Annotated in this window: 17 protein-coding genes; 14 read left to right on the top strand and 3 right to left on the bottom strand. The window is 27.0% G+C overall.

Annotation, left to right across the window (positions count from 1 at the left end; translation table 11 throughout):
* Positions 1-18 precede the first annotated feature (18 nt).
* The gene (locus H8923_RS03325) at positions 19-1,233 is read left to right on the top strand and encodes an exonuclease SbcCD subunit D (RefSeq protein WP_153925874.1); all 1,215 of its coding nucleotides are present in this window, start codon (positions 19-21) and stop codon (positions 1,231-1,233) included.
* On the top strand, positions 1,220-4,750 hold the full coding sequence (locus tag H8923_RS03320; protein ID WP_153925872.1) for an AAA family ATPase: 3,531 nt from the start codon (positions 1,220-1,222) through the stop codon (positions 4,748-4,750). The genes H8923_RS03325 and H8923_RS03320 overlap by 14 nt, the downstream gene beginning before the upstream one ends.
* Before the next feature lie 364 nt (positions 4,751-5,114).
* Here the strand turns inward: H8923_RS03320 and H8923_RS03315 are convergent, their stop codons facing one another.
* Positions 5,115-5,789 (bottom strand): nitrite/sulfite reductase domain-containing protein, encoded by a 675-nt coding sequence (locus H8923_RS03315; RefSeq protein ID WP_153925870.1) that lies wholly within the window; start codon positions 5,787-5,789, stop codon positions 5,115-5,117.
* Positions 5,790-6,078: 289 nt separating this feature from the next.
* On the opposite strand from H8923_RS03315, the gene H8923_RS03310 reads away from it, so the two are divergent.
* The 3 genes from H8923_RS03310 (at position 6,079) to pepT (ending at position 9,756) form a co-directional block, all read left to right on the top strand.
* Positions 6,079-7,335 carry an HlyC/CorC family transporter gene (locus H8923_RS03310; protein WP_263457694.1) on the top strand — a complete coding sequence of 419 codons (1,257 nt, stop codon included), beginning with the start codon at positions 6,079-6,081 and terminating at the stop codon, positions 7,333-7,335.
* 80 nt (positions 7,336-7,415) lie between these two features.
* Positions 7,416-8,468, top strand: coding sequence for a sporulation integral membrane protein YtvI (ytvI, locus tag H8923_RS03305; protein WP_187127821.1), 1,053 nt, complete (start codon positions 7,416-7,418; stop codon positions 8,466-8,468).
* 64 nt (positions 8,469-8,532) lie between these two features.
* Complete coding sequence (pepT, locus tag H8923_RS03300; protein WP_153925868.1) at positions 8,533-9,756, top strand: peptidase T; 1,224 nt, start codon at positions 8,533-8,535, stop codon at positions 9,754-9,756.
* A 65-nt stretch (positions 9,757-9,821) separates the two neighbouring features.
* On the opposite strand, the gene yfcE is transcribed toward pepT, so the two are convergent.
* Entirely contained in the window at positions 9,822-10,385 is a 564-nt protein-coding gene (gene yfcE / locus H8923_RS03295; RefSeq protein ID WP_153925866.1) for a phosphodiesterase, read from the bottom strand.
* 20 nt (positions 10,386-10,405) lie between these two features.
* A complete protein-coding gene (locus H8923_RS03290) occupies positions 10,406-11,206 on the bottom strand; it encodes an NAD(+)/NADH kinase (RefSeq protein ID WP_153925864.1) in 801 nt (266 codons plus the stop codon).
* 161 nt (positions 11,207-11,367) lie between these two features.
* Here H8923_RS03290 and H8923_RS03285 point away from each other — a divergent pair, with 161 nt between their 5' ends.
* The 9 genes from H8923_RS03285 to H8923_RS03245 all read left to right on the top strand — a co-directional run bounded on the left by H8923_RS03285 (position 11,368) and on the right by H8923_RS03245 (position 19,723).
* On the top strand, positions 11,368-11,739 hold the full coding sequence (locus H8923_RS03285) for a GntR family transcriptional regulator (RefSeq protein ID WP_153925862.1): 372 nt from the start codon (positions 11,368-11,370) through the stop codon (positions 11,737-11,739).
* A gap of 4 nt (positions 11,740-11,743) precedes the next feature.
* A complete protein-coding gene (locus tag H8923_RS03280; protein ID WP_153925860.1) occupies positions 11,744-12,598 on the top strand; it encodes an ABC transporter ATP-binding protein in 855 nt (284 codons plus the stop codon).
* Positions 12,599-12,618: 20 nt separating this feature from the next.
* Entirely contained in the window at positions 12,619-13,821 is a 1,203-nt protein-coding gene (locus tag H8923_RS03275; protein WP_153925857.1) for an ABC-2 transporter permease, read from the top strand.
* A gap of 1 nt (position 13,822) precedes the next feature.
* On the top strand, positions 13,823-15,070 hold the full coding sequence (locus tag H8923_RS03270; protein ID WP_153925856.1) for an ABC-2 transporter permease: 1,248 nt from the start codon (positions 13,823-13,825) through the stop codon (positions 15,068-15,070).
* A gap of 136 nt (positions 15,071-15,206) precedes the next feature.
* Positions 15,207-15,683: a YbaK/EbsC family protein gene (locus H8923_RS03265; protein ID WP_153925854.1), complete on the top strand. Its 477-nt coding sequence runs from the start codon at positions 15,207-15,209 to the stop codon at positions 15,681-15,683.
* 110 nt (positions 15,684-15,793) lie between these two features.
* Positions 15,794-16,237 carry a helix-turn-helix domain-containing protein gene (locus tag H8923_RS03260; RefSeq protein WP_153925852.1) on the top strand — a complete coding sequence of 148 codons (444 nt, stop codon included), beginning with the start codon at positions 15,794-15,796 and terminating at the stop codon, positions 16,235-16,237.
* A gap of 202 nt (positions 16,238-16,439) precedes the next feature.
* Complete coding sequence (locus tag H8923_RS03255) at positions 16,440-17,600, top strand: MFS transporter (RefSeq protein ID WP_153925850.1); 1,161 nt, start codon at positions 16,440-16,442, stop codon at positions 17,598-17,600.
* 197 nt (positions 17,601-17,797) lie between these two features.
* On the top strand, positions 17,798-18,700 hold the full coding sequence (locus H8923_RS03250) for an RluA family pseudouridine synthase (RefSeq protein WP_153925848.1): 903 nt from the start codon (positions 17,798-17,800) through the stop codon (positions 18,698-18,700).
* Between the two features lie 18 nt (positions 18,701-18,718).
* The gene (locus tag H8923_RS03245; RefSeq protein WP_153925846.1) at positions 18,719-19,723 is read left to right on the top strand and encodes a nucleoid-associated protein; all 1,005 of its coding nucleotides are present in this window, start codon (positions 18,719-18,721) and stop codon (positions 19,721-19,723) included.
* Positions 19,724-19,734 lie beyond the last annotated feature (11 nt).

The raw sequence follows: 19,734 nt of genomic DNA, 5'->3' as shown, positions 1-19,734 counted from the left end.
AGTTATAGGAGGGTTAACATGAAATTTATTCATACATCAGATTGGCATCTAGGCAAAAGTCTAGAGGGGCACTCAAGGCTTGAAGAACAGGAGAAGTTTTGTGAGGATTTTGTAAAACTAGTAAATGATAATGATATAGATATGGTTATAATAGCAGGAGATATATATGATACATCTAATCCTCCTGCTCAAGCAGAAAAATTATTTTACAAAACTGTATCAAGGTTAGCAAATAATGGTGAAAGATGTGTGCTAATTATTTCTGGAAACCATGACAATCCAGAAAGACTTGCTGCAATTACACCCCTTGCACATGAGCAAGGGATAATAGTATTAGGATATCCTTTAAGTTCTACAGAAAAAGCTAAATACGAAGGATTTGAAATTTTAGATGCAAAGGAAGGTTGTTTAAAAGTAGAAATTAAAGGTGAGAAGGCAACTATAATCACACTTCCCTATCCAAGTGAAAAAAGACTAAATGAGGCAATTGGTAATCCTAATAATAACGAAGAGGCACAAAAAACTTACTCTGAGAGAGTCGGAGAATTATTTAGAGAACTAGAAGAAAATTTTGAAGAAGATACAATAAACATAGCTGTATCCCATATTTTTGTTGTAGGAGGTGAGGGGACAGACTCAGAAAGGCCTATACAACTGGGAGGTAGTTTATTGGTAGAAAAGAAAGATTTACCTACAAAAGCACAGTATATAGCATTAGGTCATTTACATAAACCACAAAAAGCATCAGATAGACTGAATGCTTATTACTCTGGTTCACCATTACAGTACAGTAAGGATGAGAGAAGCTATGCCAAGGGAGCAAATATAGTTGATTTGAAAGCGGGAGAAAGTCCAATAATACAAAGCATATATTTTAAAAATTACAAACCAATAGAAGTATTTAAATGCAATGGAATAGAAGAAGCTATTAAAATTTGTGAGGATAATCAGGATAGAGATATATGGTCTTATTTTGAAATAAAAACAGAACATGTAATAAGTCAATCAGAAATAAAAAAAATGAAGGAATTACTAGATGATATTATAGAAATTAGGCCGATTATAACTTCTGAATATAATGAAGAAGAAATAGATGTAAATGAAAAATCTATGGGAGAATTATTTAAAGAGTTTTATCAATTTAGTACAGGACTTGACCCTCGTGGAGAACTTATGGATTTATTCTTAGATATAATAAGTGAAGAAGGTGATTTAGAAGATGAGACCAATTAAGCTAACAGTAAGTGGATTAAATAGCTATATAGATGAGCAAACAATAGAGTTTGACAAGTTAATAGAAAGAGGATTATTTGGTATATTTGGGAATACAGGAAGTGGTAAATCTACAATCTTAGATGCTATAACTATAGCTATGTATGGAAATATATCTAGAAATACAAAAGAGTTTATAAATAGTGCTTGTAAGGAAGCAGTAGTAAATTATGAATTTGAAATAGGAAGCAAAAATTCAAAGAGAAGATATGAAGTAAGTAGAATAATAGGTCGAAGCAAGGTTGGAGGAACTAAAACTACTTATGCAAGATTAATAGAAAAGCAAAATGATGGAACAGAAATTATACTAGCTGATAAGGCTAAAGATGTAAATGACAAAATAACTCAAGTTGTAGGTTTAACAGCAAATGATTTTACAAGATCTGTTGTTTTACCACAAGGTAAATTTAATGAATTTTTAAAACTTACAGGTTCTGATAGAAGAGATATGCTAGAAAGAATATTTAGCCTTGAGAAATATGGAAGAGGACTTATAGAAAAGGTTAGAAAAAGAAAAAATGAACAGAATCTTGAATTAAGAGATTTAAATGTTAAAATAAATCAATTTGAAGGTGTTAGTATAGAAGTATATGAAAATACTTCAAATGAATTAGATATCTTAAAATTAAGAGAAAAAGAAGAACATGATAAGCTAGATTTGGCACAAAAAACATATGAAGAAAGTAAAGAAGTTTTTGAGGAGCAAAGTAAGTTAGAAAAATATGAAATTAAGAAAAGAGAATTAGATTTAAAGAAAAATGATATCAAAGATAAAAAAATTCAGTTAGAAAATGCAGAAAATGCTGAACGAGTTAATCCTAATATATATGTAGTTCAAGAGCTAGAAAAAAAAATACAAGATGATTCTTTAAAAGTAGAAGAATTAGAAAGAAAGTTAGGAATTTTAAATCAAGAGCTTATATTAACTAAGAATAGATACGAAGAAGCGTATAAGATTAAGGATGAAAAAATGCCAAGACTTATGGAGCATAAAGAAAAGCTTAATAACGCTTTAAAAATAGAAGAAGAATTAAATGTTATAAATGAAGAAATAAAAGAAATGAAAGAAAGAGGTATTCAATTAAGTAAAGAAAAGAAAACATCCGAAATTTATAGAAAAGATATAGAAAGCAATAGAGATGTAGTAATTAAAAATCTAAAGGATAAAGAAGAAAAATTAATTAAGTTAAAAATAAGTGCAGATCATAAGCAAAAAATATTTTTAGCTTATGACTATGAAAAAGAGTATATAAAATTAGGTGAGGAGAAGTCTCAAAAACTAGATAAATTAAATAATTTATCAAAAGAAACTGATGAGTTAAATTTAAAGAGTAAATATATAGAGAGAGATAGAATAAGTATCACTTCAAAGTTAGAGGACTTAATTAATTCTCATGAAGTATTAATGAAAAAGTGTCCTGGAACTAATGAAGAAATATTATCTAAGACAGAATATATTGCGGAACTAAGAAGTAAATTAAATTCAGTAAAAGAAAGCGAAATTAAAATAAGTACTCTACAGGATGAAGTAAATATTATTCTAGAAAAAAAATACAATAATAGTAGAGAAGTAGCAGTATTAAGTGAAAGGCTAGATACTAATAAAAAAGAAATTAGTGATTTAGAAAAAGAAATAGATAAATTAAGATATTTAAATTTAGCATCAGAACTTAGAAGAGAATTAAAAGAAGATATCCCATGTCCAGTATGTGGTTCAAAACATCATGAAAAAATTGAGATTTTAAGTAAGGATGATGAGATAGACTTTCTTAAAGGTAAGTTGGAAAAGTTAAATGGTGTAGATAAACTTTATCGTTTAAATCTTGAAGAGTTAAACTTAAAAAATGGTGAATATATCTCAGCTGAGAAAATAAAAGTAAAGGAATTAAACGAACTTCATGGTAAAATTGGGGAATTAAAATCTAATGAAATTTTATCTAAATTAGAATCAGAAAATAGGGTTTTAGAGTTATTAAAAAATAGTGTTCAAAAATGGAATAATGAAAAAGAAACTTTAGAACAAAAAATAATTAAATTTAAAGAAGATAAAAGTAAAATTGAAAAAGATGAAATTAAGATATTAGAAGAATTAAATAGTTATAAAAAATCTATAAAAGAAATAAAGTTATCCTTAGAGGAAGTAGATTCAAAATATAAAAAATTAAAGGAAGAGTACTTAGGATTAAGAGCTATAGTAAAAGTATCTAATTTAAGTACGAAAGTGGATGAGATAAATCAAAATGAAAAAATTATAGAAAATTTAAATACTGAGTACTCAGAATTAATCTCTATAAAAGAAAAGTCTGACTTAGAAATTAAGACATTAGATGATAAGATACATAAAACGGAATTAGAGCTTATAAAAGCTAGAGAGTTATATTCAGAAAAATGTAGATTTAGAGATGAGAAATATAGAGACTTTATATCTATAACTAAAGGAGAATCTGCTAAGGAGCTATTAGTTAAGTTAGAAGCATATGCAGAAAAAATAACAAAATCAGAAGATGAATTAAAACATAAGTTAGAAACACAAAGAATAGAGTATGAAAAATGTCTAGGTGATAAAAAAATTATAGAAGGTAGATTAAATACTGCAAAAGATCATCATAAAATACAAGAAGAAACTTTGAATCAGTTATTAAATGATAATAAATTTGAAAGTATTTATGCGGTAAAGAGAGCATTATTAGAATATGATCACAAGAAAAGGTTATATGAAGAGATTTTAGAATACGAAGAAAATCAGAAATTATTAAATTATAAAATTGAAGATTTAAAACAAAAGTTAGCTGGAAGAAGAATTAATAAGGAAGAATTTGATGAATTAAAAAATAATATTTATACTTTAAGATTAGAGATTGGAGAAATTTCTAAAGAAATTGGAGCAAAAGAAAATATATTAAATAGTTTAAAAGATTCTTTAGAAAAAATAAAAGAGCTTACTAAAGATATAAGAAGAGTTCAACATAAAGTAGATTTACTAGATGATTTAGATAAAATAATACAAGGTAATAGATTTGTTGAATATGTTGCAACTAATCAGCTAAAATATATAGCACTTGAGGCATCTAAACGATTAGAAGCTATAACAAGGGGAAGATATGCTCTAGAGATAGATCAAAAACTAAACTTTGTTATGAGAGATAATTTTAATGGTGGAGAAAGAAGAAGTGTAGATACTCTCTCTGGAGGAGAAACATTCTTGACTTCATTATCTTTAGCTCTTGCATTATCATCTCAAATCCAATTAAAGGGTAGTGCACCATTAGAATTCTTCTTCTTAGATGAAGGGTTTGGATCTTTGGATGCTGAGCTTTTAGATATTGTTATGGAATCTTTAGAGAGATTACATAGTGATAAATTAAGCGTAGGTATAATAAGCCACGTTGAAGATTTGAAAAATAGAGTACCAATTAAATTATTGGTTACATCAAGTGAAGCAGGATCAGGTTCTAAGATTAAAATTGAATATAGCTAAATTTTAAAAAGCTTTATAAAAAAAAGGGGCATCTACAAGGGGGAGTTGTAGATGCCAATATTATATATACTTATTAGGGGGAGAGATATATAATTTCCGCTCTCATATATAAGTATTTACAAATAATAAATTTATATACATATTTGCATAAAAAAAGCCACCTATACAAGGGGGGGAGAATAGGTGGCTTAAGTTTTAGGGAAAGAAATTTTTAATAACCGCTCATTTTAGAATATTAACAGGAGTTTTGATATTCATGCTATTTTATTTCAAGAGAAAATCTTTTTTAATTTTCTCTTGATATATTATATGCAGAATTTAAAAAATGTGACATAGAATGTAAAAAAAAATAAAAAGTAATTAATTATTGTAGAAAGCTGTCTAAATTTAATATGGATTTAAATTCATCTAATCCAACTCTATCAATATAAGCTCCTAATCTTTCTTTTCCGCTTGCATTTTCAGCATATACTTTAACTATCTTATCAACCATTTCTAAAACTTTATCATCAGGTACATTCATTATTAATCTATTACCAAGTCTAGGCATTGTACCACCCTTACCACCAGCAAAAATAGTCCAACCCTTAGGCATACCCATTAAGCCGATATCTCGAGTATGATTGTCAGAGCAACTATTTGGACATCCACTAACTCCAATTTTTAATTTATTAGGAAGATTCATACCATGATATCTATCATCTAAGGCTAATCCCATTTTTACAGAGTCTCTGAATCCTCTTTTACAAAAAGTAGTTCCAGGGCAAGTTTTAATACTTCTTACACATAGACCTATTGCAGCTCCGGGCTTCATACCTAAATCATTCCATACACTATCAATATCATCTTCCTTTAATCCAACCAAAGCTATACGTTGTGCAGCTGTAATTTTTATAGCGCTGACATTATATTTATCGGCTACATCAGCGAGTTTTCTAAGTTGATCAGATGTTATTAATCCTGCAGGGACATGAGGAGCAATAGCATAAGTTTCTTTATCTCGTTGTAAAACAGCACCTTTATCTAGTAAATCTTTCATTAAATTACCTCCATATGTAAATTTAAATTTATACAAATTATTATTAGTAGTTATTGAAAATTTTATTAATAAAATAATAATTTAAACTTAAATTACATATATGTAATTATAAAATAAAAAAGGGTATTAAATTTATTGATATAAATATTTATTGTTAATATGAGGGCATAATATTATGGGATAAACTTATATGAATTGTACTGTTTCCAAAAAATATATACTTGTGTTATAATTAATACTAACATTATACTGAACATTAAAAAACAAAAAATTAGGAGTGTGGTAAAGGTTGGATTCGACCAGTAGTAGTAATTTGATTCAAATAGTATTATTAGGGATATTATTAGTAGGTTCAGGTTTTTTCTCTGCATCAGAAACTGCTTTAATGTCTTTAAGCAAAATTAGAATAAGGTACATGAAAGAAGAAGGAGTTAAAGGTGCTAAATTAGTAGGCTCTTTAATAGATAACCCAAATAATCTTTTAACATCTATATTGGTAGGAAATAATGTTGTGAATATAGCAGCAACATCTATATCAACATCGTTATTTATGTCTTTATATGGAGAAAGTGGTGTACCTATAGCAACTGCAGTTATGACAATATTAGTACTAATATTTGGAGAAATTACTCCAAAAACTATAGCAGCTAACAATACTGAAAAGGTGGCGCTTATAGTTTCTAAGCCAATTAAGGCTACCATAGTATTTTTAAAACCTGTAGTATGGGTGTTTAACATAATAACTTGGGTTATATTCAAGGTTCTTGGAGTTCAAGATAAAGGCATTCAACCATATATAACTGAAGAAGAGCTTAAAACTATGGTAAATGTAAGTCATGAAGAGGGAGTACTTGAAATTGAAGAAAGAGAAATAATCAACAATGTATTCCAATTTGGTGATATGCAGGCCAAAGAGGCGATGATTCAAAGATTAGATATTGTAGCTATAAATGCAGAAGATACTTATGAAGAAATCATGGATTTATTTAAAAATGAAAAGTTAAGTAGATTACCTGTATATGAAGAATCTATAGATAATATAATAGGTATTCTTAATATAAAGGATGTAGTATTCCTAGAAGATGAAGAAATTGAAAACTTTAATATAAAAGAGTATGTAAGAGAAGCATTTTTCACGTATGAATTTAAGAAGATTACTCAACTATTAGAAGAAATGAAAAAAGAAAAATGTCAAATGGCAATTGTAGTAGACGAATATGGAGCTACAGCAGGTCTAATAACAGTAGAAGATTTAGTTGAAGTAATTGTTGGTGATATAGATGATGAGTATGATGAAGAAGATGATGAAATACAAGTGATAAAAGAAGATGAATATATAGTTGAAGGAAGTACTAAAATAACTGATGTAAATGAAATGATAGGAACTAAATTAGAATCAGAAGAATTTGATTCTATAGGAGGTTTTATAATAGGTCATTTAGGACGTATTCCAGAAGAAAATGAAGTTGTTGAAGTAGATAATATAAGGTTGTGTATAGAAAGTCTTGATAAAAACAGAATAATGAAGATAAGAATATTCACATAAATAAAACACTGCGACCTGCAGTGTTTTATTTGTATACTATAATATAATTGGGTATATAATTAAATAAAGGGGATGAGTAAGTGGCAGTATTAAACAAAGAATTTTTAAAAAAATTAAAAAACAATGCTGTTTTTTTTGTTATATATAGTTTATGTTTTATATTTATATATAAAACATTTCCGTATATAGCACCTTTTTTTATTGGACTAGTCATAGCATTAATTATAAATCCAATATCTCAAAAACTTAAAGACAAGTTGCATATAAATAAAGGGATATCTACATTAATACTTAGTTTTTTAGGTGTAGCAATAGCAATTACTACCGCTACTATATTAGTTATATCAGGTACTAGGCAGATAATGACTTTCTTAAATCATATAGACACAAACTATAGTGATATTAATAATATGATTGAAACATTACTTAAACAGGCAAACTTATATTTAGAAAATTTTAAAGAGATATCAAGTTTTAATGTTGAAGAAGTTATAGGAAAATATAGCACAGATTTAATTGAAATATCTAAGAACTTTTTAAGTAATATAATAAATTTCGCAACATCTATACCTTACATAGTAATACTAATAATAACTTTATTTATATCTACTTATTTTATTGCACAAGATCTAGATAAAATTGAAGATAGCTTTTATAGTATGTTTACAGACAGTGCAAAATGCAAGGTTAAAAATATAAAAAAAGAAGTTAGAATATCTATTTTAGGATATATAAAAGCATATGTGATACTTATGAGTATTACTTTTTTAGTTATTTGGGGTAGTTTTGAATTATTTGGAGTACCCTATGGGTTTATATTAGGTATAATAGGAGGATTACTAGACTTAGTTCCATTCCTAGGAATAGTGGTAATTTTTGTTCCTATAATAGTTTATAATCTTATTATTGAAAATTACTTTATTTCGATATCAATAAGTATTGTATTTCTAGGATTATCAGTAGTAAGGCAAATACTTGAGCCAAAACTAGTATCTGCACATATTGGTTTGAATCCTTTATCTACAGTTATTGCTATTTTTATAGGGGTACAGATTAAAGGGATAATTGGAATAATATTTTGTTTAGGATTAGTAGCTATGCACGATATATTAAAAAAAGTTGAAATTCTTTAATTAGTAGCAAACAATAAATATAAAGTATATATAAAATTAATTACATAAGAAAGAAGGAGCTTATATGAAGGAAAAAATTACAGAAAGATTTTTAAACTATGTTAAATTTGATACAACAGCAGATAGTAATAACTCAGCTTGCCCTTCTACAGAAGGACAAAGAATATTTGCGAATTACTTAGTTGAGGAATTAAAGAAATTAGGGTTAGAGGATGCTAATGTAGATGAAAATAGCTACGTGATGGCTACATTAAAAGGTAATACTGAGGGTGTAGATACTATAGGATTTATATCTCATTTAGATACAGCACCAGATATTACAGGAAAAGATGTAAAACCAAGAGTTATAAAAAATTATAATGGAGAAGACATAATTTTAAATGAGGAACTAAATATTATAACATACATAAAAGATTATCCAGAATTAAGTGAATTAAAAGGTCATGATATAATTGTAACTGATGGAACAACTTTATTAGGGGCAGATGATAAAGCTGGAATAACGGCTATTATGACTGCAGTAGAATACTTAAGAAATCACCCAGAAGTTAAACATGGGAATATAAAAATAGGATTTACACCTGATGAAGAAATTGGAAGAGGTGCAGACTTATTTAATGTAAAAAAATTCGGTGCAAAATATGCATATACAATAGATGGTGGTGTTGAGGGAGAACTTGAATATGAGAATTTTAATGCCGCAGGAGCTACAATAAAAATACAAGGAAGAAATGTTCATCCAGGTTCAGCAAAGAATAAGATGATAAATGCTTTACATATTGCCTGCGAAATAGCTCAATCTTTCCCAACAAACGAGAGGCCTGAAACAACAGAAAACTATGAAGGTTTCTATCATCTAAATGATATAAATGGAAGTGTAGAAGAAGTGACTATGATTTATATTATAAGAGATCACGATAGAGAGAAGTTTGAAGCTAGAAAAGCTTATATGACAGATGTTATAGAAAAGTTAAATGAAAAATATGATGGAAGAATAACTTTAGACTTGAAAGATCAATATTATAACATGAAAGAAAAAGTAGAACCAGTTATGTTTATTGTTGATATAGCTAAAAAGTCAATGGAAGAAGTGGGTATAACTCCAAATATAATACCTATAAGAGGAGGAACTGATGGATCAAGGTTATCTTATGAAGGATTACCTTGTCCAAATATATTTACTGGAGGAATGAACTTTCATAGTAAAAATGAATGTGTATCAATAGATTCAATGGAGAGATGCTCAAAATTAATTATAAAAATAGCTGAAAATTATACTGAACGATAAAATAAAAATAAGGAGTCTTATAATATAAATATATTTAAAGATTCCTTATTTTATTTGAATTAAAATTACAATTCTATAATTTTACCTGTATTTAAATCTATAAAGTTAAAGTCTAAATCTAACTCATCTTCAGTGTCTGATTCAATTATTTCAATTGTAGCAACAGAATGAGTACCATCTTTTGGTATAGATGTACTTCCTGGATTTAAAACTATCAAAGATTCATCAAAAAATAATTCTTTTACATGAGTATGTCCAAGAATTAATATATCGGCTCCCATACTCTTAGCTTTTTCTATAGTGTCTTCTTTAGAACTAGTATATCCATGAGTTAGTAATATTCTTATTTCTCCAAATTGACTCATAACATAAGGACTTTGGATAGGATGTTTTATTACCATTTGGTCTACATCAGCTTCACAGTTCCCCTTAGTTATAAGTATATTATTTAAATTATTTATTTTTTCAATAACAGCCTTAGGATTGTAATCCTTAGGTAAGTCATTTCTAGGACCATGGTAAAGTATATCTCCACCATGAAGTAGAACATCACAATCGGATAACGTTTTTATAGCCTTCTCAAAATACTCTAAACTTCCGTGAGTATCACTCATTACGCCTATTTTCATTGTAAAATCTCCTATGTATTTTATAAAAATTTCTCAGATACCCTGCTCCAGAATTCATAGTTAGCCATTCTAAGCAAACTAATTTTCATATCAGATGAAAAAATCTGAATATCTGAGATTTGTCTAAATCTGTGTTCAACTCCATCAACTACAATTAGTATAGAATCTTCAAATCTATACTCTGGTGCAATTTTTATAATAGAGTCAATTGAAAATATAATACTAGATGTAAAACATCTATATGCATTTGTATTGATTGGGTAAAGCGGTGTTAATTGCATTAGCTCTATACTAGTATCTACAATACTACCACCGGCAGCATAATTATAAGCTGTAGATCCAGTTGGAGTAGATACTATCATACCGTCACCACTAAAATTTTGTATATGTCGATCATTAACCTTTAGATTAAGATGTATAGTTCTTGATTTATCTCCTTTTACAACAACTTCATTAATAGCAAAAACATCACAGCAACTTTTATTAGTACATACGCTAGCCTGAATAACAGGAACTTCTTCAACAATATAATCATTATTTAAGTAAGCTTCTATAAACTTGTCTATCTCTTCGGGTGAGATTTCAGGAAAGAAGCCAAGATGACCAGTATTTATTCCGACAATAGGTACATCTGGAAAATCAAAATCATGAACCGTCTTTAAAAAAGAACCATCTCCACCAATTGATATAATAAGTTCTGTGTTTGGATGAAAATCATAGCATACATTAAATCCAGCACTGATTAGCTTTTCTCTTAATAAATCCCTAGTCTCAATTGACTTATTTATTTGATTTGAGTTTATAGTTATAATTCTTTTCATCTTTCCACCTCTTTATACTTTGTATTATAACATAATTTGGTTATGGTTTAAAAAAGATAATAAATTAACATATGTTGTAGGATAATTATATTGATTAATATGTATATACAGTATATACTGGATATATACAGTTAGTGCTTTGAATTAAGAAAGGAGTAGCTATGAAAATTATAATTAGTAATTCATCGGATACTACAATATATGGTCAAATTGCAAATCAAATTAAAGGAGCTATAATTTCAAATGAACTAAAACCAGGTGATTTACTGCCATCAATAAGAGCTTTAGCTAGGGATTTAAATATAAGCGTAATTACTACGAAAAGAGCTTATGAAGAATTACAAAAACAAGGATTTATTGATATAGTTCCTGGAAAAGGTACTTTTGTTGCTGGATTTAATAAGGAAATAATTTTTGAAGAAAAAATTAAAGAAATAGAAAATAAAATAGAAGAAATTATTGAAATATCAAAGATTATAGACGTATCCAAAAAAGAGATTATCGAAATATTTAATTGTTTATATGAGGGGTGAACATATGCTTAAGATTAAAAATTTAAATAAAGATTTAGGGAGCTTTAAATTGAAAAATATAAGTCTACAACTACCAGAAGGATATATCATGGGGTTAATCGGTCCTAATGGTTCAGGAAAAACAACATTGATAAAACTTATAATGGGTTTAGTAGACTATGATATTGGAGATATAAAAATATTTGGAAAAAATGTGGAAGATTCTCCAGAGGAAATAAAAAATAAGATTGGATTTGTATATGATAGTTTAAATTTTTATCCTCATGTAACTGTAAAAGATTTTAAAAATATATCAAATTATTTTTATAAAGACTTTAAAAAGTCTAAGTTTGATGAGTATTTAACAAAATTTAATATAAATGAAAAATTAAAGATAGAAAACTTATCAAAAGGTCAATCTGCAAAACTTATGCTTGCAAATGCATTAAGTCATAATGCTAAGCTACTAATACTAGATGAGCCGACAGCAGGACTTGATCCAATCGTTAGAAAAGAAGTACTTATGTATCTGCAAGAATTTATAGAAGGAGAAAACACTAGTGTTCTTATATGTACTCATAACACAGAAGATTTAGATAGAATAGCAGATTATATAACATTTATCAATAAAGGTGAAATTGTATTTAGCAAGGATAAGGAAAGTTTAAAAGAAGAGTATAGGATAGTGAGAGGCAGTAAAGAAGATTTAGAGGGGTTAAGTACAATGATAAGTGTAAATCATAAAAAGTACTATAGTGAGGCTTTAATAAAAATAGATAGTGAGGAAAGCTACAAAGCTATGCTTAAAAGTGTAGGTGAAGATAATATAAAAATTCCGAATATAGAAGAATTTATGTATTACTATACTAAAAGATTATAACTGGGAATGAGGGGAATTAAATGTTTGATTTAATAAAGAAAGATATTTTAGTTACTATAAAGTCTGATAGGCAACTTTTATTTAGGTATATTCTAACCTTATTAATATGTTATACATTTTTTAATCCAATTGCATATTTTGCTATCAATGTATTTATGAGCTATGTAATATTAATAAATACCTTTGCTTATGATTATGAAGATAATGCTTATAAATTTATAATGAGTATGCCCATTAATAAAGATAATTTAGTTTATTCGAAATACATATTAAGCATAGCATTGATATTTACTACGACTATTATAAATAATATTATTTTTGAAATTCTTAGTATAAAAATACATAGGGGAGCAGTATTAAATGATGTATTAGTATCCTTAATACTATATTTACTTATAGTATCAGTTGTATTACCTATACATTTTAAGTTTAAAGATAAAAAAGTAAAATTTATTTTTGGATTTATAGCGTTAGTATTTATACTTTTTCAGGTGGGAGCATTTTTAATGTCAGTAGTAGACCATACATTAAATAATTATACATCATCAATTAATTTATATAGTATAAGTTTTGGAGCTATAGTAATTTTTATACTTTCAATGTTTTTATCCCTACAAATTATTAAATGCGATAAAGGGGGTAAAAATATGAATAAATTTGCTAAAGTAAGTGCTTATACAATAATTGTGATTTTATTTTTTATAGGAGTTAATAAGCATATATTTAATGAGAGAATTAGTGTAGAAGATTATAAGAAGATAGATGATATAAATACTGATATTAGTGTTGATAGATATGAAGAAACTGATAATGGTGTGCTAATTAAGATGAAAATAAAAAATAACAGTGGATATACCTATAGACTAGAAAATGCAAGTATTACATTTTTTTCATGTAAAAGAAGTGATGATAATAAAATCATAGACTCTAGAGAAGCTTTTAAATTAAATATTCTCCCAATAAAATTTGGAGAAGAAAATGATATTACTTGGACAGGTATAGAACCTAAAAAAGAAGGATACATAGAGTTTTTATATCCTAAAGGTATTAAAATTAATGATAAATTCTTTGATTTAGATTCCACTAGTTTAAAGTATAATGGAACTTTTTCGAAAGATCTACCAATTGGTGATGGTGCATATACAACTATTACTTGGGAGGAAAAAGAGATTCTCATTAAGGATTTAGGAGAAAAAATAATTGAAAGGCTAAGGGGAGAGTAAGATGTTCGAATTAATAAAAAAGGATATAATAACAACAATTATATCAAATAAAAAATCTAATCTACAGTATTTATTTATATTGTTATTTTTTTATACGTTTTTGAATCCGATATCTTACTTCACTGTAAATATTATCATAAGTTATTTAATCTTAATTAGCAGTTTTAAACAAGATTATGAAAATAATTCAGAAAACTTTATATTAAGTATGCCAGTAAATAAAGAAAATTTGGTCTACTCTAAGTATATATTTGGATTTAGTTTAATAATTATAACCACTGTAATGAATTCAATAATTACTTGGATATTAGGTGGGGTTTTCTATAGAGGTTCAGTGCTAAACGATGTTTTAATTTCAAATATTATTTTCTTAACTATAATTTCTATAATACTACCAATAATATTTAAATTTGGATATAGAAAGTCTAAAGTTTATATAAATGGAGTTTCAATAATTTTAGGATTTGTTGGATTTGGAATTTTATCTTTAATAACAGATAAAATTTACAATGATTTTAATTCGATAGATGTGTTTTATTCATTTGGAGGTCCTTTAAGTAAGATATTTGAGTATATAATATATGATATGAACACTAAATACGTAAATTTATATAGCATAGCCTTTGCATCTAGTTTGATATTTATATTATCAATGATTTTATCTATTAGAATCATTAAGGATAAAAATATTATAAATTTTAAGAAATTCTTTATAGTAGCTATAATTATTGTAATTATATTTAATATACATATTTTAGTAAATAAAAAAATGTATGGAAATATAGTATATATGCAAGATTATGATGATAATAATGAAATAAATGCTGATATTAATTTAGATGGATACCAAGAAGTTGAAGAAGGTACCCTTGTAAGATTTAAAATTATAAATAGAAGTAAATACCGATTTATATTAGAAAAGGTAAATTTAGACTTTGGAAAAGAAATAATGCTTGAGGATAATAGCTATACATTTGCTTCATTTGTTAGTTTAGATTACTATAAATCTGATCTAAATAATAATAAATTAATGCAAGATGGTATAGAACCTTTTGGAGAAAAATGTATAACATTTTTAATGCCAAAAGGACTTAAATTAGGAAAAGAATCTTTTGATTTAAATAATGTTAATATAGAGTATTCTTATAAATTTGTAGTTGATTTACCTATAATAAACAAGTTTACATCAGTAAGTAGTGGTGGTGGAAGTTATAATTTTGGTAATTTAAATACAAATAATTATGAATAAAATATCAATAATAAGGAGATTAAAAAAATGGTTATAGAAAGTATTTTGGGATTTATTAATATAGCTATTGTATAAGTGTTGATAAAATTAAGAATAATTAAAAGTACTAAATTAGTTTTAAAGGGGATGTTTAAACTTGGCAATAGAAGAAGTAAGAGAGTATTTCAAACAATTTAATAGAGATAGTGATATAGTGGAACATGAGAAGTCTAGTGCAACTGTTGAATTAGCAGCACAAGCAGTTGGGGTTATTCCTGCTAGAATAGCAAAAACTCTTTCTTTTAAAATAAATGATGGAGCTATTTTAATAGTTACATCAGGAGATGCGAAAATAGATAATCAAAAGTTTAAAAAAGAATTTGGATGTAAGGCAAAAATACTAACTCCAGAAGAAGCTTTGGAATTTACTGGCCATGCTGTAGGTGGTGTTTGCCCATTTGCATTAAAAACAGATGTTAAAGTATACTTAGATAAATCTATGAAAAGATTTGAAACAGTATTTCCTGCAGCAGGAAGCAGTAATTCATCTATCGAACTTACTTGCGATGAATTAAATAGATATTCAAATTGTGAGAAGTGGGTAGATGTTTGTAAAGGATATAATACATTATAAAACAAAGTAATATCAGTATATGCAACTATAAGTTTACAAAAAGCAACTATTACATTATATATTAAATTTTCATGACAATATATAATTTTTATTGAAAAGAGGTGCGTATATTGAATTTAGGAGAAAACTTAAAAAAACTTAGAAAAGAAAATAATTTATCTCAAGAACAACTAGCTGATAAACTAAATATATCTCGTCAAGCTATATCTAAATGGGAGTCGGGTAAAGCGTATCCAGATATAGATAATCTTATATTACTTAGAAATATATTTAATACGACCATAGACGATCTAGTATTGAGAGAGGATAAAGTAGATGATAATAAAATAGAAGTAAATTATTCAAATACTGATGAAATAAATTACTGTAAAGGAAACAATGCGGAAAAAGATGACTTGTCGGTTGATTTAATGATTGGTTGTACGATAATAGGAATGATACTGGGTACTATAACTGGTAACTATATGTGGTCAATGGCAGGCTTTATAGGTTTAGGGTTTGGATTTATAATAGAGCCTATAGGTAAGTATTTAAAAAGTAGTGTTAAAAAATAATATTTATAGTATAGTAGTGTAGTTTATCAAATTATATGTAATTTAGATAACTACACTATTTTATAATATCGACTATTAAACTTAAGCAACAGATGAAGTCGTTGTCGACATTAGAGAAGCGAATTTTTATATTTATCTAAAGTATATAATAGGAATTTAGGGTATATTAAAAATAAATTAAATAACAATAAAAGGAGAAAGTATGGACAACAAGAGAATCATAAAAATATTATTTTTGAATTTTTTGACTATGGCTACTTTTAATATATCCCATCCAGTTACACCAACACTTATAAATTCACTAGGTTTGCCTACATATACATTTGGAGTATTTTATTCATCTATGGCTATAGCTCAGTTTATTATGTCTCCAATTTGGGGATCTATATCTGATGCTCAAGGTAGAAAGAAAATACTTATAGTTGGCATGATAGGGTATGGTATAAGTCAGTTAGGATTTGGATTTTCATCCAATGAGGTTATAATTCTTTTATTTAGAATTTTAGCAGGTGGTTTATCTGTAGGGTATATTACAGTATCAACAGCATACATAAGTGATGTATCTACTAAAGAAGATAGAATAAAATACCTTTCTTATAATACGGCTGCAAACTCTATAGGAGCTTCATTTGGAGCTTTAGTCGGAGGATTTGTAGGGATGAGTGGATATAAATATGCATTTTTAACTCAATTTTTAGCATCAATGTTGATTGCATTGATAGTAGCAGTGTTTATTAAAGAAACTATAACAGAAAAAAATGATAAATATAAAGTTTACTTAGGACATTTGAAGCTAAATAAAAGCTTAATAGATTTAAAATCTTCTATAGGGATAATGATGATTGTAATGGTTTTAATTACTATTGCTACAACTTCTTATAGTTCAACGATAAACTATTTCTTAGAGGATGTTGCAAGCGTACCAACTAGTGTAAATGGAATTGTTATGGCAGTAGCTGGAGTTATAGCATTATTTATGAATGTAGTAATCAATCCATATTTGAGTAAACATTTTGAAGAAAGAAAAACAATGGTAGTAGCTTTAGGTTTTACTGGTGTTTCTATAATTTTATTTAGCTTAATTGATAATAGTTATATAGCATTATTATTTTTAGCTATATTTATAGCTTCAAGTGCTATAGTTACTCCGATACAACAAAGTATAGTTTCAAAGTTAGCTAGGGACAATTATGGCGAGGTTATGGGAATTCAAGGTTCGTTTAAAGCTTTAGGCATGGTAAGTGGGTCATTAATTTCAGGGTTTATATTTGACTATGGAAATAAGTTACCATTTATTATTGGTGGTATTAGTTCATTAATAGCTTTTTGGATAGCTTCAAAAATAAAATTAAGTAATAAATAAAAGATAGATTGTTTTTTAATCTATCTTTTATTTATTTCCTAGGAGGTACATATATACTTATATACATTTTTAATTGTTATTTAATATAGTGAAGCTTAATACAGGTTATTGAATAAATAAATTTGAAAATGTATTATCTAAAATAATAAAATAGTGTAAAATATATAATGTTATAAAATTTGAGAGTAGGTGCAGATTTGTTTAAAAAAGAAGTACAAAAGTATAATCTTATATCATATACAAATGAAGAAGATTTAACTTTAAAGGAAGTTTTATTAGATAAGTTGAATTTTTCAGTTAGATCTTTATCAAAAATGAAAAGAGAAAAAACTGTATTGGTAAATGGAGAATTTAAAAAGCCTAGTGTAAAGGTAGTAAAGGGCGATTTGATAGAGGTTAAAATAGATGAAGATATGGCTAATTTTGAGCCACAAAATTTAAATTTAGATATAATATATGATGATTTTGATATAATTATGGTAAATAAACCTCCTTTTATGGTAGTGCACCCAACTAAAAGTCACTATGATAAAACAATTGCAAATGGGGTAACTGACTATATAATTAAAAAAGATGAAAAGGTGAAAGTAAGATTTGTAAATAGACTAGATATGAATACATCTGGACTTGTAATAGTAGCTAAAAATGCTTATGCACATCATGTATTATCCAAGGATATGAGTGATGATAAATTTGTTAAAAAATACATAACTATAGTAAAGGGTATAGTAAAGGATGATGAAGGAACTATCAATCAACCTATCTATAGGCCTACAGAGGATAGTGTAAAAAGGATAGTTGATGAAAAAGGACAACCATCCGTAACTCATTATAAAGTTTTAGAGAGGTTAAATGACGCAACAGTTTTAGAAGTAAAGTTAGAAACTGGAAGAACTCATCAAATAAGAGTACATATGAACTTTATAGGTCATGGTATAATTGGAGATGAGCTTTATGGATATGTAGACGAAAATCTAATAGATAGACAAGCATTACATGCGTATAGTTTAGAATTCATGCAGCCAAGAACTAAGGAAAATTTAGAATTTAAGGCTGATATTCCAGAAGATATGAGAAAGTTAATAGAAAAATTAAGATAATAAAATAGAGGTGAGAGTATGGTAATACATAAGTTTATAATACACGTTCTAGATAAAGAAAATGAAACTCCAATATTAAATGATTATGAAGGAAGAGTTAGTCCAGAAGTAGATAAGTTTTTCCAAAAAGTAATGAACAGAGTAGCAAAAGATGATGATTTAAGAAAAGCTGCTTTTAAAAATTATAATGACAATTTAATTAAAAATTGTTGTGAACAAATAATATATGATGAAGATACATTTTTACAAAACTCTAAAGAAATTGCAGCATATCTATTTGAAGTAATGAAAATAAATGCAGAAATAGAATCTTGTGATTTAGCAATTTGCTTATATACTGTAAAGGATGAAAAATATGTTGGTATAGTTAAGTTAGATTACAAAAGATTGTATACTCATTCAATTGAGCTCTTAGATGAAAAGTTCAATATACAAATGGTAAGTAATGAAATAGGAATACCTGAAACAGGAAGACAGAAGCAAGCAGCAATAGTAGGAGCAAATGGTATAAATGATGAATATCATTTAAAGGTATTAGATAAAGATGCAGAAAAAGAAGGTAGTGAATCTAAATTTGTATCTGAATTTTTACATGCGGAAAAGATAGATGATGATAAATATAAAACAAAAGTATTTAAAAATACAGCTGAAAATTGGATTACTAATGCATTAAGTAGTGATATAAAGAAAGCAGAAGATGTAAGAAGTATATTAAACTATACACTAAAAGAAAAGCAAGAAATTAATGTAAAAGACTTTGTAGAAAATAACATAAAAGATGAAGAGCTAAAAGAAAGTTTCAAAGAGCATATGGAAGATAAAGGCTTAGAAGAAAGCTTTAATATAGATAAAAAGTGGGTTGAGAAAAAGCTTAAGAAAAGAAGCATAAGAACGGATAACGGATTTGATATAAAAGGTAACTTATCAGATTTTGAAGACCCAATGAAATATAGCGTAAGACAAAATGAAAATGGATCAATAGATATTGTAATAAAAAATGTAAATTTCTATGAAGAAAAATAAAACTGTCTAAA

The organism is Romboutsia faecis (assembly GCF_014323405.1).
In the GTDB taxonomy this organism is placed as follows: domain Bacteria; phylum Bacillota; class Clostridia; order Peptostreptococcales; family Peptostreptococcaceae; genus Romboutsia_E; species Romboutsia_E faecis.
Note: the sequence above shows the minus strand (reverse complement) of the source record. Positions and strands in the feature narration are given on the sequence as shown.

Excerpts from the sequence above, each read along its gene's own strand:
- H8923_RS03275 (WP_153925857.1), top strand. The coding sequence starts at position 12,619 with ATGTTTGATTTAATAAAGAAAGATATTTTAGTTACTATAAAGTCTGAT.
- H8923_RS03270 (WP_153925856.1), top strand. The coding sequence starts at position 13,823 with ATGTTCGAATTAATAAAAAAGGATATAATAACAACAATTATATCAAAT.
- H8923_RS03255 (WP_153925850.1), top strand. The coding sequence starts at position 16,440 with ATGGACAACAAGAGAATCATAAAAATATTATTTTTGAATTTTTTGACT.
- H8923_RS03325 (WP_153925874.1), top strand. The coding sequence starts at position 19 with ATGAAATTTATTCATACATCAGATTGGCATCTAGGCAAAAGTCTAGAG.
- H8923_RS03285 (WP_153925862.1), top strand. The coding sequence starts at position 11,368 with ATGAAAATTATAATTAGTAATTCATCGGATACTACAATATATGGTCAA.
- H8923_RS03315 (WP_153925870.1), bottom strand. The coding sequence starts at position 5,789 with ATGAAAGATTTACTAGATAAAGGTGCTGTTTTACAACGAGATAAAGAA.
- pepT (WP_153925868.1), top strand. The coding sequence starts at position 8,533 with ATGAAGGAAAAAATTACAGAAAGATTTTTAAACTATGTTAAATTTGAT.
- H8923_RS03280 (WP_153925860.1), top strand. The coding sequence starts at position 11,744 with ATGCTTAAGATTAAAAATTTAAATAAAGATTTAGGGAGCTTTAAATTG.
- H8923_RS03245 (WP_153925846.1), top strand. The coding sequence starts at position 18,719 with ATGGTAATACATAAGTTTATAATACACGTTCTAGATAAAGAAAATGAA.
- H8923_RS03290 (WP_153925864.1), bottom strand. The coding sequence starts at position 11,206 with ATGAAAAGAATTATAACTATAAACTCAAATCAAATAAATAAGTCAATT.
- yfcE (WP_153925866.1), bottom strand. The coding sequence starts at position 10,385 with ATGAAAATAGGCGTAATGAGTGATACTCACGGAAGTTTAGAGTATTTT.
- H8923_RS03320 (WP_153925872.1), top strand. The coding sequence starts at position 1,220 with ATGAGACCAATTAAGCTAACAGTAAGTGGATTAAATAGCTATATAGAT.